Source organism: Rhizobium sp. N621 (genome assembly GCF_001664325.1).
In the GTDB taxonomy this organism is placed as follows: domain Bacteria; phylum Pseudomonadota; class Alphaproteobacteria; order Rhizobiales; family Rhizobiaceae; genus Rhizobium; species Rhizobium esperanzae.
Map to the genome: position 1 here is coordinate 864326 of NZ_CP013495.1, position 21589 is coordinate 885914.

Annotated in this window: 20 protein-coding genes; 13 read left to right on the top strand and 7 right to left on the bottom strand. The window is 63.4% G+C overall.

Annotated features, from left to right (window positions below; genetic code table 11):
• Positions 1 to 248: 248 nt before the first annotated feature.
• Positions 249 to 1886 carry a chaperonin GroEL gene (groL, locus tag AMK00_RS04230; RefSeq protein ID WP_016734675.1) on the bottom strand — a complete coding sequence of 546 codons (1638 nt, stop codon included), beginning with the start codon at positions 1884 to 1886 and terminating at the stop codon, positions 249 to 251.
• A 70-nt stretch (positions 1887 to 1956) separates the two neighbouring features.
• The gene (gene groES, locus AMK00_RS04235) at positions 1957 to 2253 is read right to left on the bottom strand and encodes a co-chaperone GroES (RefSeq protein WP_004675403.1); all 297 of its coding nucleotides are present in this window, start codon (positions 2251 to 2253) and stop codon (positions 1957 to 1959) included.
• Between the two features lie 343 nt (positions 2254 to 2596).
• Here groES and AMK00_RS04240 point away from each other — a divergent pair, with 343 nt between their 5' ends.
• From AMK00_RS04240 to AMK00_RS04255, 4 genes are all read left to right on the top strand, one after another.
• Positions 2597 to 3445 (top strand): TIGR01459 family HAD-type hydrolase, encoded by an 849-nt coding sequence (locus AMK00_RS04240; RefSeq protein WP_064809676.1) that lies wholly within the window; start codon positions 2597 to 2599, stop codon positions 3443 to 3445.
• A 14-nt stretch (positions 3446 to 3459) separates the two neighbouring features.
• Positions 3460 to 4443 carry a bifunctional riboflavin kinase/FAD synthetase gene (locus tag AMK00_RS04245; RefSeq protein WP_064805916.1) on the top strand — a complete coding sequence of 328 codons (984 nt, stop codon included), beginning with the start codon at positions 3460 to 3462 and terminating at the stop codon, positions 4441 to 4443.
• Positions 4444 to 4723: 280 nt separating this feature from the next.
• Positions 4724 to 7630: an isoleucine--tRNA ligase gene (ileS, locus tag AMK00_RS04250; protein ID WP_064811637.1), complete on the top strand. Its 2907-nt coding sequence runs from the start codon at positions 4724 to 4726 to the stop codon at positions 7628 to 7630.
• 131 nt (positions 7631 to 7761) lie between these two features.
• Complete coding sequence (locus AMK00_RS04255; RefSeq protein WP_064800815.1) at positions 7762 to 8391, top strand: hypothetical protein; 630 nt, start codon at positions 7762 to 7764, stop codon at positions 8389 to 8391.
• Positions 8392 to 8664: 273 nt separating this feature from the next.
• On the opposite strand, the gene AMK00_RS04260 is transcribed toward AMK00_RS04255, so the two are convergent.
• Positions 8665 to 9102, bottom strand: coding sequence for a nucleoside deaminase (locus AMK00_RS04260; protein WP_064809677.1), 438 nt, complete (start codon positions 9100 to 9102; stop codon positions 8665 to 8667).
• 90 nt (positions 9103 to 9192) lie between these two features.
• Here AMK00_RS04260 and AMK00_RS04265 point away from each other — a divergent pair, with 90 nt between their 5' ends.
• From AMK00_RS04265 to AMK00_RS04275, 3 genes are read left to right on the top strand one after another with little or no spacing between them, the layout of a single operon-like run.
• Positions 9193 to 11163, top strand: coding sequence for a pseudouridine synthase (locus AMK00_RS04265; RefSeq protein ID WP_064809678.1), 1971 nt, complete (start codon positions 9193 to 9195; stop codon positions 11161 to 11163).
• The gene (rsmD, locus tag AMK00_RS04270) at positions 11144 to 11704 is read left to right on the top strand and encodes a 16S rRNA (guanine(966)-N(2))-methyltransferase RsmD (protein ID WP_064800818.1); all 561 of its coding nucleotides are present in this window, start codon (positions 11144 to 11146) and stop codon (positions 11702 to 11704) included. The genes AMK00_RS04265 and rsmD overlap by 20 nt, the downstream gene beginning before the upstream one ends.
• Before the next feature lie 15 nt (positions 11705 to 11719).
• Entirely contained in the window at positions 11720 to 12601 is an 882-nt protein-coding gene (locus AMK00_RS04275) for a patatin-like phospholipase family protein (protein ID WP_064800819.1), read from the top strand.
• On the opposite strand, the gene AMK00_RS04280 is transcribed toward AMK00_RS04275, so the two are convergent.
• The 3 genes from AMK00_RS04280 to AMK00_RS04290 all read right to left on the bottom strand — a co-directional run bounded on the left by AMK00_RS04280 (position 12590) and on the right by AMK00_RS04290 (position 15380).
• Entirely contained in the window at positions 12590 to 13069 is a 480-nt protein-coding gene (locus tag AMK00_RS04280) for an EVE domain-containing protein (RefSeq protein ID WP_064800820.1), read from the bottom strand. The two genes, AMK00_RS04275 and AMK00_RS04280, sit on opposite strands and share 12 nt — an antisense overlap.
• Before the next feature lie 3 nt (positions 13070 to 13072).
• Entirely contained in the window at positions 13073 to 13444 is a 372-nt protein-coding gene (locus tag AMK00_RS04285; protein WP_064800821.1) for a VOC family protein, read from the bottom strand.
• 121 nt (positions 13445 to 13565) lie between these two features.
• Positions 13566 to 15380, bottom strand: coding sequence for a monovalent cation:proton antiporter-2 (CPA2) family protein (locus tag AMK00_RS04290; RefSeq protein WP_064809679.1), 1815 nt, complete (start codon positions 15378 to 15380; stop codon positions 13566 to 13568).
• A 119-nt stretch (positions 15381 to 15499) separates the two neighbouring features.
• Here AMK00_RS04290 and AMK00_RS04295 point away from each other — a divergent pair, with 119 nt between their 5' ends.
• From AMK00_RS04295 to lpxK, 6 genes are all read left to right on the top strand, one after another.
• Complete coding sequence (locus AMK00_RS04295) at positions 15500 to 16846, top strand: TldD/PmbA family protein (RefSeq protein WP_064809680.1); 1347 nt, start codon at positions 15500 to 15502, stop codon at positions 16844 to 16846.
• A 29-nt stretch (positions 16847 to 16875) separates the two neighbouring features.
• Entirely contained in the window at positions 16876 to 17685 is an 810-nt protein-coding gene (locus AMK00_RS04300) for a 3'(2'),5'-bisphosphate nucleotidase CysQ (RefSeq protein ID WP_064800824.1), read from the top strand.
• A 62-nt stretch (positions 17686 to 17747) separates the two neighbouring features.
• Positions 17748 to 17996 carry a DUF4170 domain-containing protein gene (locus AMK00_RS04305; protein ID WP_064800825.1) on the top strand — a complete coding sequence of 83 codons (249 nt, stop codon included), beginning with the start codon at positions 17748 to 17750 and terminating at the stop codon, positions 17994 to 17996.
• 159 nt (positions 17997 to 18155) lie between these two features.
• Positions 18156 to 19475, top strand: a complete 1320-nt coding sequence (gene waaA, locus AMK00_RS04310; protein WP_064809681.1) for a lipid IV(A) 3-deoxy-D-manno-octulosonic acid transferase — start codon at positions 18156 to 18158, stop codon at positions 19473 to 19475.
• A 9-nt stretch (positions 19476 to 19484) separates the two neighbouring features.
• The gene (locus AMK00_RS04315) at positions 19485 to 20207 is read left to right on the top strand and encodes an HAD family hydrolase (RefSeq protein WP_064809682.1); all 723 of its coding nucleotides are present in this window, start codon (positions 19485 to 19487) and stop codon (positions 20205 to 20207) included.
• A 90-nt stretch (positions 20208 to 20297) separates the two neighbouring features.
• Complete coding sequence (gene lpxK / locus AMK00_RS04320; protein WP_064809683.1) at positions 20298 to 21341, top strand: tetraacyldisaccharide 4'-kinase; 1044 nt, start codon at positions 20298 to 20300, stop codon at positions 21339 to 21341.
• Here the strand turns inward: lpxK and AMK00_RS04325 are convergent.
• The gene (locus AMK00_RS04325; RefSeq protein ID WP_010010632.1) at positions 21338 to 21568 is read right to left on the bottom strand and encodes a DUF2093 domain-containing protein; all 231 of its coding nucleotides are present in this window, start codon (positions 21566 to 21568) and stop codon (positions 21338 to 21340) included. The genes lpxK and AMK00_RS04325 overlap by 4 nt on opposite strands.
• Between the last annotated feature and the right edge of the window lie 21 nt (positions 21569 to 21589).

Here is a 21589-nt window from a genome sequence, read left to right on the forward strand (position 1 = left end):
CTTTAAAGCGTTTTCACCCGATGGCGCACAGCAGACGACGGCAAGATACCGACCTCCTCCTCCCGTTTCGTGGGATCGAAAATAAGCGGTGACGCAAGCCTGACGAAAGCTTCGAGGTCGGCTGACGCGCTGCACGGCATAAAATAATGCGCAACGGATCGAATCGCCGCGGCCAAAAGAAAAGGGCGACCCGAGGGCCGCCCTTCCTGTCCAGTTTCATGGATGATGTGCGAAAGGCCTTTGGCCTATCACATCATGTCCATTCCACCCATGCCGCCCATGCCGCCCGGCATAGCCGGAGCGTCCTTCTTCGGCAGCTCGGCGATCATGGCTTCGGTGGTGATCAGCAGCGATGCGACGGAAGCCGCGTCCTGCAGGGCGGTGCGAACGACCTTGACCGGGTCGATGATGCCCATGCCGATCATGTCGCCATATTCGCCGGTCTGGGCGTTGTAGCCGTAGTTGTCCTGATCCTTGTCGAGGATCTTGCCGACGACGATCGAAGCTTCGTCACCAGCATTCTCGGCGATCTGGCGGGCCGGAGCCTGCAGAGCGCGGCGAACGATGTTGATGCCGGCTTCCTGGTCGTCGTTGACACCCTTGGAGGTGATCTTGACGGAAGAACGCAGCAGGGCAACGCCGCCGCCCGGTACGATGCCTTCCTGAACGGCAGCGCGCGTCGCGTTGAGGGCGTCGTCGATGCGGTCCTTCTTTTCCTTCACTTCGACTTCGGTCGAACCGCCGACGCGGATGACGGCAACGCCGCCGGCGAGCTTGGCAAGGCGTTCCTGCAGCTTTTCGCGGTCGTAGTCGGAGGTGGTTTCTTCGATCTGGGCCTTGATCTGGGCAACACGGCCTTCGATGTCGGACTTGGCGCCCGAACCGTCGACGATCGTGGTGTTTTCCTTGGAGATCGAAACCTTCTTGGCACGGCCGAGCATGTCGAGCGTGACGCTCTCGAGCTTGATGCCGAGGTCTTCGGAGATCACGGTGCCGCCGGTCAGGATGGCGATGTCTTCGAGCATGGCCTTGCGGCGATCGCCGAAGCCAGGGGCCTTGACGGCAGCGATCTTCAGGCCGCCGCGCAGCTTGTTGACGACGAGCGTTGCAAGGGCTTCGCCTTCGACGTCTTCAGCGATGATGAGGAGCGGCTTGCCGGTCTGGACGACGGCTTCGAGAACCGGGAGCATCGACTGCAGGTTCGAGAGCTTCTTTTCGTGGAGGAGAATGAAGACGTCTTCGAGGTCGGCGACCATCTTTTCCGGGTTGGTGACGAAGTAGGGGCTGAGGTAGCCGCGGTCGAACTGCATGCCTTCGACGACTTCGAGTTCGGTCTCGGCGGTCTTGGCTTCTTCAACCGTGATGACGCCTTCGTTGCCGACCTTCTGCATGGCTTCAGCAATGTCGAGGCCAACCTGGCGCTCGCCGTTTGCGGAGATCGTGCCGACCTGAGCGACTTCTTCCGAGGTGTTGATCTTCTTGGCCTTGGCCTGGAGATCCTTGACGACTTCGGCGACGGCGAGATCGATGCCGCGCTTCAGGTCCATCGGGTTCATGCCGGCGGCAACGGCCTTCGCGCCTTCGCGAACGATCGCCTGGGCAAGAACGGTTGCAGTGGTCGTGCCGTCGCCGGCGATGTCGTTGGTCTTCGAAGCAACTTCGCGGACCATCTGGGCGCCCATGTTTTCGAACTTGTCTTCGAGTTCGATTTCCTTGGCGACCGAAACGCCGTCCTTAGTGATGCGCGGCGCGCCGAAGGACTTGTCGATAATGACGTTACGACCCTTCGGGCCGAGCGTGACCTTGACTGCGTCGGCGAGAATGTCGACGCCGCGCAGCATCTTTTCGCGCGCGGTGCGGCCAAACTTGATTTCTTTAGCTGCCATGTTTGTGACTCCTGAATTCGATTTGTTCGGGCAAAAGCCCGTCAGTCATTTCGGGAAAGCGGATCGGCAATCAGCCGATGATGCCCATGATGTCGGCTTCCTTCATGATCAGAAGGTCTTCGCCGTTGATCTTGACTTCGGTGCCGGACCACTTGCCGAACAGCACGCGGTCGCCAGCCTTGACGTCGAGAGCGACGACCTTGCCGGACTCGTCACGAGCGCCGGAACCGACGGCGACGATTTCGCCTTCCTGCGGCTTTTCCTTGGCGGTGTCGGGAATGATAATCCCGCCCTTGGTCTTCTCTTCGGACTCGACGCGACGAACGACGACGCGGTCGTGAAGCGGACGGAAATTGGTGCTTGCCATTGTCTAATCCCTCGATCGAATGACATTCGCGGACCGGAGCGGTCCACATGGATAAGTGTTAGCACTCCTCTAAGGTGAGTGCTAGCGCTCGAGCATTTAGGGATGGCTCCGAGAGGAGTCAATGAGAGCAATCACGAATTTTTGTGCCGGAATTGTGAAGAGGCGGCGAATTATCGGAGATTGCCGTTGAAATGTTCTCTAACCGTTGCGTTTGGCAACGTCGCCGGACCTTGCCGTCCGCTCTCACGGGATTGCCGGCGATCTTGTGTGTGAAGAAAATGCCTTGCCATCGCCTTGCGCCTTTGCAATGTCACCGGTGACTGAAGCAAATCGGGAAATCGGAATGGCCAGGCGGATAGAAAACTTCTCGCAGATATCAGCTCACTATGATGTGGTGCTCTGCGACGTCTGGGGCGTGGTTCACAACGGCGTCGATCCGTTTCCAAAGGCTGCAGCCGCCCTTCAAGCCGCGCGTGAGAGCGGCCTTGCCGTCGTCCTCATTACCAATTCGCCGCGTCTTTCCTGGCAGGTGGTCGAGCAGTTGCGCCATATCGGCGTTCCCGACGGCGCCTATGATCGAATTGTCACCTCGGGCGATGTCACCCGCGGGCTGATTTCTGAGGGGCCGAAGACGGTTTTTCTGCTTGGCCCCGAGCGCGACAAGGCGCTTCTCGAAGGCATTGGCGTCGAGCGTCGGCCGGCGGGCGAAGCGCAATCGCTCGTCTGCACCGGCTTTTTCGACGACGAGACTGAGAAGCCCGAGGATTACACCGACATGCTTCTGGATTTCCAGGCGCGCGACGTGCCGATGATCTGCGCCAATCCCGACCTCGTCGTCGAGCGCGGCCATCGCATCATCCCGTGCGCCGGCGCCATGGCCGCCTATTACGAGCAGCTCGGCGGCAAGACCCGCATCGCCGGCAAGCCGCACCGGCCGATCTACGAGGCGACGCTTGCGGCTGCCCGGGAGCTTCGCGGCGATTTCCCCACCGAGCGGGTGCTCGCGATCGGCGACGGCATTCCGACCGATGTACGCGGCGCCTTGAATTTTGGCCTCGATCTTCTCTACATCAGCGGCGGTATCCACGCCAAGGAATACACCTTGAACGGCGAGACCGACGAGGCGATCCTCAATGCCTATCTCGAACGGGAGAAGGCTGCGCCGAAGTGGTGGATGCCGCGCCTTGCATGAAGAGAAGCCAGCCGATGACCGTCTTCCACCGCAATGAAACCCGGGAACCCTTGCCCGCCCATCTGAAGGGCGGGGTGATTGCCATCGGCAATTTCGACGGCGTCCATCGCGGCCATCAGTCGGTGCTGAACCGCGCGCTCGAAATCGCCAAGGCGCGCGGCATTCCTGCCCTGGTGCTGACCTTCGAGCCGCATCCGCGCACGGTGTTCCGGCCGCAGGCGCCGGTCTTCCGCCTGACGCCCGCGCCGCTCAAGGCCCGCATCCTGGAAACGCTTGGTTTCAATGCGGTCATCGAATATCCCTTCGACTACGAATTTTCACAGCGCTCGGCCGACGATTTCATCCATTCGATCCTGAAGGATTGGCTCGGCGCCTCCGAAGTCGTCACGGGCTTCGATTTCCATTTCGGCCGCGGCCGCGAAGGCGGTCCTGCCTTCTTGATGAATGCCGGCCAGACCTATGGTTTCGGCGTCACCCTGATCGATGCCTTCCGCGACGAGAACGCCGACGTCGTCTCTTCGAGCCACATCCGGGCGCTGCTGAAGGACGGCAATGTCAGCGAAGCCGCGGGCATGCTGGGCTACCGCTATACGGCGGAGGCCGAGGTGATCGACGGCGAAAAACTCGGCCGCCAGCTCGGTTTCCCCACCGCCAACATGCGCCTGCCGCCCGAGGCCGAACTTGCCGCCGGCATCTACGCCGTCCGCTTCCGCCGCCAGGACGGAACGCTCCACGATGCGGTGGCCAGCTATGGCCGCCGGCCGACGGTGACGGAAAACGGCGCGCCGCTGCTTGAAACCTATCTCTTCGATTTCAGCGGCGATCTCTACGGCCAGCTCTGCGCCGTCTCCTTCTTCGGCTATATCAGACCCGAGCTGAAATTCGACGGCCTCGATGCGCTCGTCGCCCAAATCAAGCGCGACGAGGAAGAGGCGAGGGCGCTGCTGGCGGGTGTCGTGCCGCTCAGCCCGCTCGATGCGAAACTGTGCTTTTCCTGATGCCGTGGTAAGCGCGGCGTCTTTCAAGCGTAAAAACCTCGGCGCCCGGGGATCGCATTGCAGAATTCTTCTCTTCCTTTTCCGCCGAAAAACGCCTATGAACCGGCCCGATGAGAAAATTTCGGCTGGCGATCAAGATACGAATTATCGGCCCGGCCTTCCGCGCGCGCTAAGCGGCCGGGAGGTCCGGGTTTTCGGCGCTTGGATACAAGCGCTTCCGTCACCAGCTTTTTCACGCCGTTGCGCCCCTTTCTGGGCCGCCAGAAACGATTGTCCCGATATGACCGACACAGCCGAAAAGATCGATTACTCGAAGACCCTCTATTTGCCCGAAACCGATTTCCCGATGCGCGCCGGCCTGCCGCAGAAGGAGCCGGAGCTCGTCAAGCGCTGGCAGCAGATGGATCTCTACAAGAAGCTGCGCGCCTCCGCCGCCGGCCGCGAAAAATTCGTCCTGCATGACGGCCCGCCCTATGCCAACGGCAACATCCATATCGGCCACGCGCTGAACAAGATCCTCAAGGACGTCATCAATCGTTCGTTCCAGATGCGCGGCTACGACGCCAACTACGTGCCCGGCTGGGATTGCCACGGCCTGCCGATCGAATGGAAGATCGAGGAGGAGAACTATCGCGCCAAGGGCAAGGCCAAGCCGGATCTGAAAGAGCCGGCGGCGATGATCGAGTTCCGCCGCGAGTGCCGCGCCTATGCCGAAAAATGGATCAAGGTCCAGGGCGACGAGTTCCAGCGCCTCGGCATCGTCGGCGACTTCGAAAACCCCTACCTGACGATGAACTTTCATGCGGAAAGCCGCATCGCCGGCGAGCTCCTGAAGATCGCCGCAAGCGGCCAGCTCTACCGCGGCTCCAAGCCGATCATGTGGTCGGTGGTCGAGCGCACCGCGCTGGCCGAAGCCGAAGTCGAGTATCACGACTACGAGAGCGACACGATCTGGGTGAAATTTCCCGTCGGGAAAGGCCCCGATGGCGTGAAGGATGCCTTCGTCGTCATCTGGACGACCACGCCCTGGACGATCCCCGGTAACCGGGCGATCGCCTATTCCTCGCGGGTTGCCTACGGCCTCTACGAAGTCACGGCTGCCGAAAATGATTTTGGCCCGCGCCCGGGCGAGAAGCTGATCTTCGCTGACAAGCTGGCTGAGGAATCCTTTGCCAAGGCGAAGCTGCAGTACAAGCGTCTTGCCGATGTTACGCCTGCCGATCTCGCTGCCATCACCTGCGCGCATCCGCTCAAGGGTCTGGGAGACGGCTACGAATTTGCCGTGCCGCTGCTCGAGGGCGACCATGTCACCGACGATGCCGGCACGGGCTTCGTGCACACGGCGCCCAGCCACGGCCGCGAAGACTTCGACGTCTGGATGGCGCATGCCCGTGAGATCGAGGCGCGCGGCATCGAGACCAAGATCCCGTTCCCGGTCGACGACGGCGGCTTCTACACAGCCGATGCGCCGGGCCTCGAAGGCGCCCGCGTCATCGACGACAACGGCAAGAAGGGCGATGCCAACGACCGCGTCATTAAGGCGCTGATCGAATGCGGCGCGCTCTTTGCCCGCGGCCGCCTGAAGCACCAGTATCCGCATTCCTGGCGCTCGAAGAAGCCGGTCATCTTCCGCAACACGCCGCAGTGGTTCGTCTATATGGACAAGACGCTGCCGGATGGAACGACGCTGCGCACCCGTGCGCTCACCGCAATCGACGACACCCGTTTCGTGCCGGCTGCCGGCCAGAACCGCCTGCGCGCCATGATCGAGCAGCGCCCGGACTGGGTGCTTTCTCGTCAGCGCGCCTGGGGCGTGCCGATCTGCGTCTTCGTCGATGAGCATGGCGCCGTGCTGCAGGATGAGGCCGTCAACGCCCGCATCCTCGAGGCATTCGACGCCGAGGGCGCTGACGCCTGGTTTGCCGAAGGCGCCAAGGAACGCTTCCTCGGCAATGAGCATGACCCGGCCAAGTGGTCGCAGGTCATGGATATCCTCGACGTCTGGTTCGACTCGGGCTCGACGCACACCTTCACGCTGGAAGACCGCCCAGACCTGAAATGGCCGGCCGACCTTTATCTCGAGGGCTCCGACCAGCATCGCGGCTGGTTCCATTCCTCGCTGTTGGAATCTGCTGCCACCCGCGGCCGCGCGCCTTATGATGCCGTCCTCACCCATGGTTTCACCATGGACGAGAAGGGCGAGAAGATGTCGAAGTCGAAGGGCAACGTCACCGCCCCGCAGGAGGTGATGAAGGACGCCGGCGCCGATATCCTGCGTCTCTGGGTTATGACCTCGGACTATGCCGACGACCTGCGCGTCGGCAAGACGATCATCCAGACCAATGTCGATGCCTATCGCAAGCTGCGCAACACCATCCGCTGGATGCTCGGCACGCTCGCCCACGACAAGGGCGAGGTGATTGCGCTTGCCGATCTGCCGGAGCTGGAGCAGATGATGCTGCACCGGCTTGCCGAGCTCGATCAGCTGGTGCGCGAAAACTACGACGCGTTCGACTTCAAGAAGATTGCCCGCGCATTGATCGACTTTGCCAATGTCGAGCTCTCGGCCTTCTACTTCGACGTTCGCAAGGATGCGCTCTATTGCGACGCGCCCTCCAGCCTTCGGCGTCGCTCGGCGCTCTATGTCATCCGCATGATCTTCGATTGCGTCGTGACCTGGCTTGCGCCGATGCTGCCCTTTACGACGGAAGAGGCATGGCTCTCGCGCAATCCCTCGGCCGTCTCGGTGCATCTGGAGCAGTTCGCTCCGGTCGCAAAGGAATGGCGCAACGATGCGCTGGCCGAAAAATGGAGGAAGATCCGCGCGATCCGCAGCGTCGTGACCGGCGCGCTTGAAATCGAGCGCAAGGACAAGCGCATCGGTTCCTCGCTCGAGGCGGCTCCGGTCGTGCATGTCGCCGACGCGGCGCTTCGCAAGGCGCTCGAGGGCCAGGATTTCAGCGAAGTCTGCATCACCTCTGGCATCACGATCAAGACGGACGCAGGCCCGGTCGACGCCTTCCGCCTGGCCGAGGTGCCTGATGTCGCCGTCGTGCCAAGGCTTGCCGAAGGCGTCAAATGCGCCCGTTCCTGGCGCATCACCACCGATGTCGGTTCCGATCCGGATTATCCCGACGTCTCGGCGCGCGACGCTGCCGCCTTGCGCGAACTCGGCATCCGCGGCTGAAGATATTTGCCGGGTGAATTGCCTTTGCGGCGTTCATCCGGTAAAAGCTGCCTGAAAATGGCCGGATTTTTGCGTCAGGGGGACGGTTGTCCGGTAGGGCGACGATTGCACCGGTGGCTGGAAGGGTTTTCATGTTCGCAACGCATTGGTTCCGTGTAGGCGCCTGCCTGTCTGTTGTCATGGCGGGATGCTCCCTTGTGTCCGGCTGCGCCAGCAGCCCGACCTACGGCACCGACAAGACCGCCATGGAGCAGCTGACCGACGATCTCGGCCAGTCCGTGTCGCTGACCGGACCGGAACCGAAGAACAAGGGCGTCAAATATACGCCGCGTCCGACACTGGTGCTGCCGGCTGAGGGCCAGCGCGAAACCCTCATCGCGCCGCAGCCGACGGTGGCCAACAAGGACAATCCGCAATGGCTTGAATCGCCGGAGGAGACGCGCGCCCGCCTCGTTTCCGAGGCTGACGCCAATTCGGACAATCCGAATTACCGCTCTCCGCTGGCGAGCTCCGCCATCGAAGGCGGCCGGCGCACGACCGAAGCCCAGACCCAGGCCTATCGCGAGGCCCGCGCCCTGCAGAAGGGCTCCTATGTCGATCAGCGCCGCTATATTTCCGATCCGCCGCCCGGCTACCGCACCGTCGACGACCCGGCAAAGCTCGACGACGTCGGCGAGCCCGAGCTCAAAAAGCAGAAAAAGCGCAAGAAGGATGCGGCGATCGCCAATTCCGGCAAGCAGTGGTGGAACTTCCTGCAGTAGCGGTCGTTCTCGCCACGCGGATTTGCCGCTCACCCTAACCCTCTCCCCGCTCGTGGGGCGAGGGGACGAGGCAAACGGAGCGTCAGGATTGAGGACGCCGGTGCGGCATATCCCCTTCGCCCCGTTTACGGGCAGAAGGTGGCGGCAGCCGGATGAGGGGCTTGTATCGGTGATCTCCTGCCGGGATATCTCAAGATTACATTTGAATCTGTTGCTCATCAGCCGGACAGTGCCAGCGCGCGACCAATGATAACGGCATGCACGCCGCGGGGACTACGGCGCCTCTCTCCGTTCCGCAAAAAATCTCCGCAATATCTCGGCCGACTGGACCTCGTTGATGCCGGAATAGACCTCGGGTACGTGGTGGCAGGTCGGTTGCGCATAGAATCGCACGCCATTGTCGACGCCGCCGCCCTTCGGGTCCTCGGCGCCGTAATAGAGCCTGCGGACACGCGCAAACGAGATGGCTGCCGCGCACATGGTGCAAGGCTCGAGCGTCACATAGAGATCGGCGCCGACAAGGCGTTCCTGCCCAAGCGCCTCGCAGGCGAGCCGGATTGCGGCGATTTCGGCGTGCGCGGTGACGTCTTTGAGCTCGCGCGTGCGATTTCCCGAGCGTGAAACGGCAATATCGTCGACAACGACGACCGCGCCGATCGGCACTTCGCCGCGTTCTCCGGCGGCGCGCGCTTCTTCAAGCGCCATCTCCATGAAACGATTTGTCTTCACGATCGCACGAATTTCCACTTAACCGCAGATGCGTGACCTGATAGACAGGCCCAAAAGGCAGGCAAACAGCAAATGACACCCAAAGACAAGCCAAAACGCCCGGGCGCAAAGCCCCTTTCACGGGATATCAGGCCGAAGGCCGGTCCGAAGGCGGGCGGCGCGAAGCCGGCGAAGGCCGCAGCCGCGCGTCCGGCGGCGGCCGAAGCCGACAGCGACACCAAGGCCGAACGCATTTCCAAGGTGATGGCGCGCGCAGGCGTCGCCTCCCGCCGCGACATCGAACGCATGATCATGGAAGGCCGTGTGACGCTGAACGGCACGGTTCTCGAAACCCCCGTCGTCAACGTCACGCTTGCCGACCGCATCGAGGTCGATGGCGTGCCGATCCGCGGCATAGAGCGCACCAGGCTCTGGCTCTATCACAAGCCGGCGGGTCTGGTGACCACCAATGCCGACCCGGAAGGCCGGCCGACCGTTTTCGACAATCTGCCGGAAGAACTGCCGCGCGTCATGTCGATCGGCCGGCTCGACATCAACACCGAAGGCCTGCTGCTGCTCACCAATGACGGCGGCCTCGCCCGCGCCCTCGAACTGCCGGCGACCGGTTGGCTGAGGCGCTACCGCGTCCGCGCCCATGGCGAGATCGATCAGGAAGCGCTCGACAAGCTCAAGGACGGCATCGCCGTCGACGGCGTGCTCTATGGATCGATCGAGGCGACGCTCGACCGCACCCAGGGCTCGAACGTCTGGATAACCATGGGCCTGCGCGAAGGCAAGAACCGCGAAATCAAGAACGTGCTCGGCGCTCTCGGCCTCGACGTCAACCGTCTGATCCGCATATCCTACGGCCCGTTCCAGCTCGGCGACTTGCCGGAAGGCCATGTCGTCGAGGTGCGCGGCCGCACGCTTCGCGACCAGCTCGGACCGCGCCTGATTGAGGAAGCCAAGGCGAATTTCGAGGCGCCGATATACAATGCGCCCGCCGTTGCGGCCGAGGAAGAAGCTGAACCCGCAGCCCCGGAAAAGCGCGAACAGCGTCCACGCCGCGAGGAGGACAAGCGCGAACGGGCGCTGAGCCGCCTTGACACCAAGCGCGACGACCGTCGCGGTGGCGGGCGTCGAGATGACGACCGCCGCGATGGCGGCCGCTTCGACGACGACAAGCCGAAGCGTCCCCAGCCGCTCGGCCAGCGCCGCAGCGCCAATGTCTGGATGGCGCCGGGCGCCCGACCGCTCGGCGAAAAGGCTGCGGCGAAAGCCGCCAAGAATGAGCAGACCGCGCGCCGGCGCGGCGAGCAGACGCCGGCAAAGGGCACCGGTTTCCACCATATCGAGGATCGCCCGCGCACGCAGATCAATCGCGTGCGCGAGGAGGACGGCGAATGGATCCGCTCGAGCGAGCAGCCCCACCGCAAGGATGAGGGCGAAGGCCGCGGCCGCAAGCGCTCGTTCGGGGATCGCCCGGCCCGCGAAGACCGCGGTTATGGCGACCGCCCGGCGCGTGGCGAAGGCCGTGCGGAGCGTTCGCGCGGCGACCGGCCTTTCGGTGATCGTCCCTCGCGTGGTGACCGGCCTTTCGGCGACAAGCCGCGCGGTGACCGCAGGCCGCGTGCCGATGGTGATGAGCGTCCTCGCGCCGCCAGAGCCTCCACCGGCGAGGGCCGTTCTGAGCGTCCGCGCAGCGACCGCCCCTTCGGCGATCGTCCTTCGCGTGGCGACCGACCTTTCGCCGGCAAGCCGCGTGGCGATCGAAAGCCGCGCGAGGAGGGTGACGAGCGCCCGCGGACAGCCAGAAGCTTTGCCGGCGAGGGGCGCTCCGAGCGTCCACGCGGCGAACGGTCGTTCGGGGACAAGGCCCCGGGCGAGAAGCCGCGCGGCAAGAGCTTCGGCGCCAAGCCCGGTGGGGCCAAGAATTTTTCCGGCAAGCCGAAGAGTGGCAAGCCGGGCGGTGACAGGCCGGGCGGTGACAGGCCCGCGGGCGGTCCGTCCAGAGGTGGTGCGAGAGGGAAGGGAATGACGCGCGGTGCGGATCGTCGGCGGTGAGTTTCGCGGACGGCCTCTCGCCGTGCCAAAATCCAACGACATCCGGCCGACTGCCGACCGGACGCGCGAGAGCCTGTTCAATATATTGAGCCACGCCTATCCGGAATGCGTCGACGGCACCCGGATCCTCGATCTTTTTGCCGGAACCGGCGCTGTCGGCCTCGAAGCCGTATCGCGCGGCTGTCGCCACGCGCTCTTCGTCGAAAACAGCGTCGAGGGCAGGGCGCTGCTCTGGGAAAATATCGATGCGCTCGGCCTGCACGGCCGCACCCGCATCCTGCGCCGCGATGCGACCGATCTCGGCAGCGTCGGCAATCTCGAGCCTTTCGACGTGCTCTTTGCCGACCCGCCATATGGCAAGGGCCTCGGCGAAAAGGCGATGGCTGCGGCCGCCGTTGGCGGCTGGCTGCGGTCGGGTGCGATCGCGGTGCTCGAAGAACGCGCCGACATTGTCGTTTCGGTGCATCCTTCCTATGTTTTCCTCGAAAGCCGTATCTTTGGCGATACGAGGGTGCATTTCTTCCGATATCAGCCGCAATAGGCGCAGGGGCGGGGCGTGCAGCAGGCAGAGATCATCAGTCCGAAACTGCCTGCGATCAGCGATATGCCGACCGTCGCTGTCGCCTTCGGCGGTGGCGGCGCGCGCGGCCTTTCCCATATCCATATCATCGAAACCCTCGACGAGCTCGGCATCCGCCCGGTAGCGATTGCGGGTTCGTCGATCGGCGCCATCATGGGGGCCGGCATGGCCGCCGGCATGTCCGGCGCCGAAATCCGCGAACATGCGCTGGCAACCGTCGGCAACAAGACGGCTGTCGTCGCCCGCATTTGGGGCATGCGGCCGGCAACGGTGCGCGATGCGGTGGCGAAAGGCATCCGCATCGGCCAGTTCAATCTCGAGCGGATCCTGAAAGCCTTCCTGCCGTCCGAGCTGCCGGCCCGGTTCGAGGATCTGCTGGTGCCGATGAAGGTCATCACCACAGATTATTACGGACAGAACGAGGTCATCATCGAAGAGGGCGAGCTGTTTCCGGCACTCGCCGCCTCGTCCTCCATCCCCGCCGTGTTCATGCCGGTGCGCCTGCGCGGCCGCGTGATGATCGATGGCGGCATCAGCAATCCGGTGCCCTATGAACCCCTGATGGATCTTGCCGACATCGTCATCGGCATCGATGTGGTCGGCGCCCCGGAAGGCGACGGCACCCATATCCCGAACCGCATGGAAAGCATCTTCGGTTCCGGTCAGCTGATGATGCAGACGGCGATCTCGCTGAAGCTGAAGCTTTGCCAGCCGCACATCTTCCTGCGCCCGACGGTCGGCCGCACCGGCGTCATGGATTTCCTCAAGGCCCGCGAAGTGCTGGCCATGTCCGTCGGCGTCAAGGACGATCTGAAATTCGCTCTCGACCGCGAGATCGAAGCGCGGCTAAAACGCTAAAGAACCTTGCATGGGCACCGTTGTCTGCGTCCGCGCGGCATGCACGAGCGGTTCAGCGAACATCGCTTCGGCTATGAGCTCGGCATCCTCATTGTCGATTTCGAAGAGCCCAAAGCGCAACCGATAGCCCCAGCCGGTCCGATCGCTCGTGAAAGATAATCGACCGAGCAGTGGTCGGATCGGCGTTTCCATGGCCCGCCACCACGCGACATCCCGTCGCCAGGGGCGGAAGCCGAGGTGAGCCTCCACTTGATATGCCGCCGTTTCTTCGATCACGCCAATGGCCGTGAACGCCTGCAGGCGATCCTTGCCGCCAAACGTTTCAGTCGGCGAATAGTAAATCACGCGGTCGCCTGGCGCACTCCGCTTAAGCGGAGCGGCCTTGCCGTGACAGACTTGCATGAACCCGGCTGCGCGCCCGATGCGCACGTGGTTTGCTGATGCGACGGCAATCCAGCTGCGGGACATGGTTCAGTCCTCCGCCACGTTGTAGACGCGCAAGCGATGCCCGTCGGGATCGGCAGCAACAAAGCTACGGCCGAAATCGAGGTCGGTCGGCGGCAGAAGGATCGCCGCGCTCTTGCCCTGCCATTCGGTGTGGAGCCTATCGACCATGTCTGCTGTCGCGACCTTGAAACCGACCTCGCAGCCGCCGCCCTCAGCCGCCGGCGCCGGCTCGACGCCCGCCTTGCCCCACAGTCCGAGCGCCAGGCCCGAAGGCAGAATGAACATTGCGAAGGTCGGGCTGGCCTCCACGGGATCCTGCCCGAGCAGCCGCGCATAAAAGCTGGCGCTCTTCGACGCGTCGGTTACGAAAAGTAGAATGCTGTTGCTGTCGATCACGATAAGCCTCCTGTGTGTTAGGCAGGAGAATATCTAGAGAGACATGCTGACAGATTCTGGCAGCAGCCTCCGTCCCTTCCGCTTGTCGATCCGCTCGGGCGTCGCGCTTGCCGGATCTGATTTATGCGTCCGCCGTCGCATCCGCGATTCCCGCCAGCGGATCGTCCTCGAAGGGATCAGCGGCGCGCTTCGGCTTGACCAGCGGTTCGGGACGCACCGGATGGGAAAACAGCATGTCGCGCCCCGCCTGCAGCCCTTCGGAGACCTGCAGGGCGAGCCGCGCCTCGTCGCGCTTGCGGATGTCCTCGCCGATTTCATAAGCGTCGGTTTCGGAGACACCGAGCGCCTCCAGCGTCCGTCTTCCGAACAGCAGGCCCGATTCCAGCGTCTCGCGCAGCTCGTAATCGATCCCCTTGTTGCGCAGTTCGATCGAATGGATGCGGTCGTAGGAGCGGACGTAGAGGCGGGTGTGCGGATAGTCGGCCTGCACCAGCTCCACCACTTTGTCGGTGATTTCCTTCTTCTGCGTGCAGACGAGCACGATCTTTGCCCGATCGATCCCGGCCGAGCGCAGCACGTCCTTGCGGGTGCCGTCGCCGAAATAGATCCGGAAACCGAATGAGGAGGCCTGGCGGATGCGGTCGGCGGAAAAATCGATGACGGTGACGCTGCGCCCGCCGGCCAGCAGGATCTGCGCGGCGATCTGGCCGAAACGGGAGAAGCCGACCATCAGCACGTCGGCGCCGGCGCCTTCGAAATCCTCGTCCAGTTCCTCCTGTTCATCGCCGTTGAGCAGCCGCTTCGACAGCGCCGCGCCGATCGGCGTCAGCGCCATCGACAGCGTGACGATTGCGACCAGCAACGATGCCGTGCTCGTCGACATCAACCCGACGACGCCCGCCGTGGTGAACAGCACGAAGCCGAATTCGCCGCCCTGCGGCAGCAGGAAGGCGATGCGGATCGCATCGTTGTGCGGAGATCCTGATATCCGGCAGAGGCCGTAGATGATGATCGCCTTGACGGCCATGATGATCGGCACCGTGACGATGACGAAGAGCGCATTGTCGAGGAGGACGCCGAGCTCTAGCGACAGGCCGACGGCGATGAAAAAGATGGCGAGCAGCACGCCGCGGAAAGGCTCGATATCGGCCTCAAGCTCGTGCCGATAGGAGGATTCGGCGAGCATCACCCCGGACAGGAAGGCGCCCATCGCCATCGACAGTCCGGCAAGCTGCATCAGGCTGGCCGATCCCATGACGACGAAGAGCGCCGCCGCGATCATCGCCTCGCGCGCGCCGGTGCGGGCGATGATCTGGAAGAGCGGCGTCAGCAGATAGCGCCCCATGACGATCATCGCCGCCACGGCGCCGACGGCCACGGCAAAATCGGAAAGCGGCGCATTGCTGCCCTTGCCGCTGCCGTCGAGAACGGTGATCAGCGCCAGGAGCGGCACGATCGCCAGATCCTGGAACAGCAGCATCGAGAATGAACGCTGGCCATATCGCGTGTTGACGTCGCCGTCGCCCTCGAGGATCTGCATGGCGAAGGCGGTAGAGGACAGCGCCAGGCCGAAGCCGGCGACGATGCTGCCGCGCCAATCGAGGACGTGGGAAAACCAGGCGAGTCCGGTCAGCGCCAACCCGGTCACCACCACCTGCGCCGTGCCGAGTCCGAAAATGTCGCGCCGCATCTGCCAGAGGCGGCTGGGTTTCAGCTCCAGTCCGATGATGAAGAGCAGGAAGACGACGCCGAGCTCGGCGACGGCAAGGATCTGTTCGCCATCGGTGATGCCGTGGAAGACCGGGCCGATGACGATGCCGGCGGCGAGGTAACCGAGCACCGTGCCGAGCCCGAGCTTCTTGAAGATCGGTGCCGCCACAACCGCGCCGCCGAGCAGCAGGATCGTTTCGGAAAAAAGGTCGTTGGGCGCTGACATGCTGACAATTTCTTTCGACGGCGGGAAACATCCTGGCAGCCCTGACAAAGAATCGGCGGCGGCGGCCTTGATGCCAGGGAGAGTGCACAATAAATGGAAGCCGAAGGAAAGGCCAAATCATGTCCTCTGAAATCGATTCCTCGACACTTCTTTCCCGCGCAAGTCAATTGATCGATCTGGCAAGGAAGGCAGGAGCCGACGCTGCCGACGCCGTCGTTGTCCGCTCTCGCTCGCAATCGGTCAGCGTCCGGCTTGGCAAGGTCGAGGGAACGGAATCGTTGGAAAGCGACGATTTTTCGCTCCGCGTCTTCATCGGCAAGCGTGTCGCCAGCGTTTCGGCCAATCCGGGCTTCGATCTCCAGGCGCTGGCCGAACGTGCCGTCGCCATGGCCAAGGTTTCCCCTGAAGACCCCTTCGCGTGCCTGGCGGACGAGCCGAACCTTGCCAGGTCCTATCCCGACCTGCAATTGCTCGATACCACGGAAGTGTCCTCCGAGATGCTGCGCGAGGCCGCTCTTGCCGCCGAGACGGCCGCCCTTGCGGTCACGGGCGTCACAAATTCCTCCGGCGCCGGCGCGTCGGCCGGCATGGGCGGCCTCGTTCTCGCCACGTCGCACGGTTTCCAAGGCAGCTACATGGCCTCCCGTTTCGGCAACTCCGTCAGCGTCATCGCAGGCGAAGGCACCGGCATGGAGCGCGACTATGATTTCGACAGCCGGCTTTATTACGCCGAGCTCGACGATCCTTCCGAAATCGGCCGCCGCGCCGGCGAACGGGTGGTCAAGCGCGTCAATCCGCGCCAGGTGCCGACCGCCAAGAACGTCACCGTCGTCTTCGATCCGCGCGTCGCCCGCGGTTTCGTCGGCCATATTGCCGGTGCGATCAACGGTGCCGCCGTCGCTAGAAAGACCAGCTTCCTGCGTGACAGGATGGGTCAGCAGGTGCTGAAGTCAGGCCTGTCGATCACCGACGATCCGCTGATCGTGCGCGGGCCTTCCTCGCGTCCCTTCGACGGTGAGGGCGTGTCCGGCGAGCGGCTTGTCATGATCGAAGACGGTGTCCTGAAGCACTGGTTCCTCTCGACCTCGACGGCCCGCGAACTCGGCCTTGAGACCAATGGCCGCGGCGTGCGCGGTGGCAGCGCCGTCACGCCGTCTTCCACCAATCTTGCGCTGGAGCCGGGCGACATCTCGCCGGAGGAACTGATCCGCAGCATCGGCAACGGTTTTTACATCACCGAACTGATCGGCCACGGGGTCAATATGATCACTGGCGAATACAGCCGCGGCGCCACCGGCTTCTGGATCGAGAACGGCGAACTCACTTTCCCGGTGTCCGAGGTGACGATCGCCTCGAACCTCAAGGACATGTTCATGCGCCTGACGCCGGCAAATGACATCGACCGCAAGTTCGGCGTCGCGGCTCCGACCTTCGCGATCGAAGGCATGACGCTTGCCGGACAGTGAGAAACGGGCGGCAGGAAATGGATTAACGGATGAGCGATAGGGAAAAGCTCCGCTGGCAGAGCGATCTCGCCTTGATCGCCGATGCTGCGAAGGAGGCCGGGGCGGTTGCCTACGGCTTCTTCAACCAGTCTCCAGAGGTCTGGTGGAAGAACGGCGACCGCTCTCCCGTCAGCGCCGCCGACTTCGCCGCTAACAAGACGCTTGAAACGATCCTGCGCAAGGCGCGGCCGGACTATGGCTGGCTGTCGGAGGAAACCGAGGACGATGAAGACCGCCTCTCGCGCGAGACGCTGTTCATCGTCGATCCGATCGACGGCACCCGCGCCTTCCTCGGCGGACAGAAGGTCTGGTGCGTCAGCGTCGCCGTCGTGCATCGCGGCCGCCCCGTCGCCGGCGTGCTCTATGCGCCGGCGCTCGAGGAGTTCTATGAGGCCGTCGATGGCGGCGTGGCGTTGAAGAACGGCATGCCCTTCACCGTTTCGGCCGCCGGGCCGGACGAGATGAGCCGGCTTGCGATCGGCGAAGACCTGTTGAAGACCTTTCCACCGACCTTCCGTGACCGGGTGAGACGCGAGAAATATGTCCCGTCGCTTGCCTATCGTATCGCCATGGTGGCGGACGGCCGTCTTGAAGGCACCTTCGTCAAGGGCAATTCGCATGACTGGGACCTTGCCGCCGCCGATCTCGTTCTGGCCTGCGCCGGCGGCGGCCTCGTCGACCTCGACGGCAAGCCGATCGTCTATAACAGGGCGGACGTCACCCATAAGGTCCTCTGTGCGGCCCCGGTGCCCCGCATCGATGAATTCCTCGCGGCCTTTGCCGGGCGAGGAGACAGTTGACGTTTCCGTCAAAATCCCGCAGATGAGGTGGCGGAGGAACTAGGCAGAAAGAGAACAAGAAAATGACTGACTCCGGTGACAAGAAGCAGCTTTTGCACCTCGTTTTTGGCGGCGAACTGAAAAGCCTCGAAGATGTCCAGTTCCGTGATCTGAACGGTCTCGATATCGTCGGCATCTTTCCCGACTATGCCACGGCGCTGACGGCCTGGAAGGCGAAGGCGCAGCAGACGGTCGACAACGCGCATATGCGCTATTTCATCGTCCACATGCACCGTCTGCTCGATCCGCAGCAAAAGGCTGGGGGCAACTGACCTCGGCAGCCGCCGCCAGCCGAGCGGGCCTTTGTGCATCGGGCGCCCGTCGATCCGGATCGTTTGACGCATTCTGAACAAATTGATCGGCCATTCCGGCCGCAACGATAATAAGGGAATGGGTTTGATGTCGATCGTCTTGGGTCGGAGGCTGGCGCGATGAGCTCCCGCATGGCGCGGCTCGGTCTGAGCACATACCGTCTGGCGGGAACCATCGCTTCTCCGGTCGTCGGCCTCTATCTGACCTACCGCACGGCCAAGGGCAAGGAAGACCGGGCGCGCCGCCTGGAGCGCTTCGGCTATCCAAGCGCCAATCGGCCGCAGGGCCCGCTCGTCTGGTTCCATGCCGCAAGTGTGGGCGAAACCAATGCCGTCATTCCGCTGATCCGCGAAATCCGCCGCCGCGATATCCATGTCATCCTAACCACCGGCACCATCACCTCCGCCAGGCTCGCCGCCGAGCGCCTCGGCCAGGAGGCGATCCATCAATATGTGCCGCTGGATCTGAAACCCTCCGTCAGCCGCTTCCTCGATTATTGGCAGCCCGATTGCGCCATCATCGCCGAATCCGAGATCTGGCCGGCGACCGTGCTGGAGCTCGGCCGTCGCCGCATCCCGCAGATCCTGGTCAATGCCCGCATGTCGGACCGCTCCTTTGCCCGCTGGCGCCGCCGCCCGTCGATTGCGGAGGCCTTGTTCGAGAACCTCGCCCTCGTCATCGCCCAATCCGATGTCGATGCCGAGCGATTCCGCGATCTCGGTGCCGTTCCCGTCATCACCTCGGGCAATCTGAAGGTCGATACCGACGCGCCGCCTTATGACAGCGCTGTCTTCGCCCGCTACAAGAAGCAGATCGGCGATCGCAAAACCTGGGCGGCGATCTCCACCTTCGACGGCGAGGAGAATGCTGCCGGTATCGTCCATCGCGCCCTGAAGGAGCGCGATCGTCAATTGACCATCATCGTGCCCCGCCATCCCGAGCGCAGCGACGAGATCGAGGCGGCGCTCGTCAAGCAGGGGTTGAAAGTCGCCCGCCGCACCCGCGACGATGTCCTCTCCGCCGATGTCGATATCTTTCTCGGCGATACGATCGGCGAAATGGGGCTTTATCTCCGTCTGACTGAAATTGCTTTCGTCGGCCGTTCGCTCTTTGCCGAAGGCGGTCAGAACCCGTTGGAGCCTGCCATGCTCGGCTGCGCCATCCTCTCCGGCGGCAGTGTGCAGAATTTCCGCGAGGCCTATCAGAAGCTCGCCCGCAGCGGCAGCGCCCGCATGGTGCGCGATACCGAAATGCTGGCCAAGGGCGTGCATTACCTGCTGACCAACGATGGCGCCCGCCGTAACATGATTGAGGCCGGCGTCGCCACCGTGCACGAGATGCGCGGCGCGCTGTCGGCGACGGTGAAGGGGCTCGAACCCTATATCAATCCGCTGACGGTCAAGGCGCGTTTGTTGCCCAAGGCCGCGGCCCAGGTCTGAGGAGACGCGATGTCGGGCCCGGCGCACATCAAAGGCATCCTCTTCGACAAGGACGGCACGCTGCTCGACTATGATGAGAGCTGGCTGCCGGTCAATCGCGAGCTTGCCCGCATCGCCGCTGAGGGCGACCCGCTTCTGGCCGACCGGCTGCTGTCCGCCTGCGGCATGGATCCGGTCAGCGGCCATATCGTTCCCGACAGCCTGCTCGCCGCCGGCAATACAAGGCAGATCGCCGAGGGTCTCGTCGCCGCCGGATCGATGGTCGATATCGGGGAGTTGACGATCCGTCTCGACGACCTCTTTTCCGGCGCCGCTGAATTTTCCGTGCCGGTGACCGACCTTGCCGGCTTTTTTGCAAGGCTGCATCGGCGCGGTTTCAAGCTCGGCGTTGCCTCCAGCGACAATGAGCGCTCCATCCGCCAGACGGCGGAGCGCTTCGGTTTTGCCGGCTATATCGATTATATCGCCGGCTACGACAGCGGCTTCGGCGTCAAGCCGGAGCCGGGCATGGTGCTCGGCTTCTGCGCTGCGACCGGGCTTTTGCCTGAAGAGGTCGCCATGGTCGGCGACAACAATCACGATCTGCACATGGGCCTGAATGCCGGCACGGGACTTAGGATCGCCGTGTTGACGGGAACCGGCTCGCGCGATTCACTTGCTGCGGCGGCCGATCATGTGCTCGACGACATCACCGCCCTTGAGACGCTGCTGCCCGATCTGCAGCCGGCCTGATCGGTAAAGGCTTGCATTTTCATCGATTTTAACCTCTCAATCCGGCCGGAAAACGAAATTCTCTGGCCGGGCGGGGAGCGGGACGGCAAAATGATTTCAGAAGCGCCGCCGTTCTGGTGGAGGAAAGCCGATTGGCGGGCTTGGCTGCTGGCGCCGCTGTCCTTTCTTTACGGCCGTATTGCCGGCCATCGCATGGCCCATGCGCGCCGTGCCTCGGTTTCCGTTCCCGTCATCTGCGTCGGCAATTTCACCGTCGGCGGCGCCGGCAAGACGCCCACGGCGCTGACGCTCGCCCGCGCCGCCAAGGCGAAAGGCCTGAAGCCCGGCTTTCTCAGCAGAGGTTACGGCGGCTCGCTCGACGTGACGACGGTGGTCGATCCCCATCATCACCGGGCGGTCGCCGTCGGCGATGAACCACTGTTGCTCGCCCAGGAGGCGCTGACGGTGATTTCCCGCCGGCGCGTCGACGGTGCTCGGCGTCTGGTCGCGGAAGGCGCCGATCTCATCATCATGGATGATGGGTTTCAGAGCGCCCGGCTGGCGATCGACTATGCGCTGCTCGTCATCGATGCGACCCGCGGCCTTGGCAACGGCCATATCGTGCCGGCCGGCCCGGTCCGCGCGCCGATCCGCCAGCAGCTGCGGTCGGCGACGGCGCTGCTGAAGGTCGGCGGCGGCAATGCCGCCGACGGCATCGTCCGCATGGCGGCACGCGCCGCAAAGCCCTATTTCACCGCTTCGCTCAAGGTGCGCGGCGACGACCGGCTTTCCGGCATCAAGGTGCTTGCTTTCGCCGGTATCGCCGATCCCGCCAAATTCTTCCGCACCGTCGAATCGCGCGGCGCCGAAATCGTGGTCGCCAAGACCTTCGGCGACCACGAGCACCTGACCGAGGAGGAGATCGACGATATCCTGAAGACCGCCGAGCGCCAGGACCTCCTGATCGTCACCACGTCGAAGGATTTCGTTCGCCTCTCCGGCCATCACGGCAAGGCGGAGCAACTGGCGCAAAAATGCCGGGTGATCGAAGTCGACATGATCTTCGAAGATCACCTCGCCCCGAGCCTGATCATCGATCGGGCGATCGTCGCCTGTCGCGAGCGGCGTTTAAGGGAATTGAAAGGTAAGAGCTAACGCCGCTGGTTCGGCAGCACGCCGGCGCGTTTGTCGGCTTCGATCGCCGAGATTACGTCCGCATAGGGCTCCTGCCGGGCGACGCTCCAGTAGCGCAGCTCGTCGAGCGGGATGTTTTTTCCGGTCATCGCGCAGACGACGTAGGAGCCGGGCGAGAGAATCTGGAAATCGCCGTCGAGATAGCGGATCTTCGCCTCGCGGTTTCCGTGCCCTTCGAACAAATTCATGCGCTCCGTTCCCTGCAACTT

Bases quoted from the DNA above. Each gene is read 5' to 3' on its own strand.
- AMK00_RS04245 (WP_064805916.1), top strand. From the start codon at position 3,460: ATGACCGTCTTCCACCGCAATGAAACCCGGGAACCCTTGCCCGCCCAT.
- AMK00_RS04300 (WP_064800824.1), top strand. From the start codon at position 16,876: ATGAGCGATAGGGAAAAGCTCCGCTGGCAGAGCGATCTCGCCTTGATC.
- groL (WP_016734675.1), bottom strand. From the start codon at position 1,886: ATGGCAGCTAAAGAAATCAAGTTTGGCCGCACCGCGCGCGAAAAGATG.
- AMK00_RS04325 (WP_010010632.1), bottom strand. From the start codon at position 21,568: ATGAATTTGTTCGAAGGGCACGGAAACCGCGAGGCGAAGATCCGCTAT.
- AMK00_RS04305 (WP_064800825.1), top strand. From the start codon at position 17,748: ATGACTGACTCCGGTGACAAGAAGCAGCTTTTGCACCTCGTTTTTGGC.
- waaA (WP_064809681.1), top strand. From the start codon at position 18,156: ATGAGCTCCCGCATGGCGCGGCTCGGTCTGAGCACATACCGTCTGGCG.
- lpxK (WP_064809683.1), top strand. From the start codon at position 20,298: ATGATTTCAGAAGCGCCGCCGTTCTGGTGGAGGAAAGCCGATTGGCGG.
- AMK00_RS04315 (WP_064809682.1), top strand. From the start codon at position 19,485: ATGTCGGGCCCGGCGCACATCAAAGGCATCCTCTTCGACAAGGACGGC.
- AMK00_RS04255 (WP_064800815.1), top strand. From the start codon at position 7,762: ATGTTCGCAACGCATTGGTTCCGTGTAGGCGCCTGCCTGTCTGTTGTC.
- AMK00_RS04265 (WP_064809678.1), top strand. From the start codon at position 9,193: ATGACACCCAAAGACAAGCCAAAACGCCCGGGCGCAAAGCCCCTTTCA.
- AMK00_RS04260 (WP_064809677.1), bottom strand. From the start codon at position 9,102: ATGGAGATGGCGCTTGAAGAAGCGCGCGCCGCCGGAGAACGCGGCGAA.
- groES (WP_004675403.1), bottom strand. From the start codon at position 2,253: ATGGCAAGCACCAATTTCCGTCCGCTTCACGACCGCGTCGTCGTTCGT.
- ileS (WP_064811637.1), top strand. From the start codon at position 4,724: ATGACCGACACAGCCGAAAAGATCGATTACTCGAAGACCCTCTATTTG.
- AMK00_RS04290 (WP_064809679.1), bottom strand. From the start codon at position 15,380: ATGTCAGCGCCCAACGACCTTTTTTCCGAAACGATCCTGCTGCTCGGC.
- AMK00_RS04240 (WP_064809676.1), top strand. From the start codon at position 2,597: ATGGCCAGGCGGATAGAAAACTTCTCGCAGATATCAGCTCACTATGAT.
- AMK00_RS04295 (WP_064809680.1), top strand. From the start codon at position 15,500: ATGTCCTCTGAAATCGATTCCTCGACACTTCTTTCCCGCGCAAGTCAA.
- AMK00_RS04280 (WP_064800820.1), bottom strand. From the start codon at position 13,069: ATGTCCCGCAGCTGGATTGCCGTCGCATCAGCAAACCACGTGCGCATC.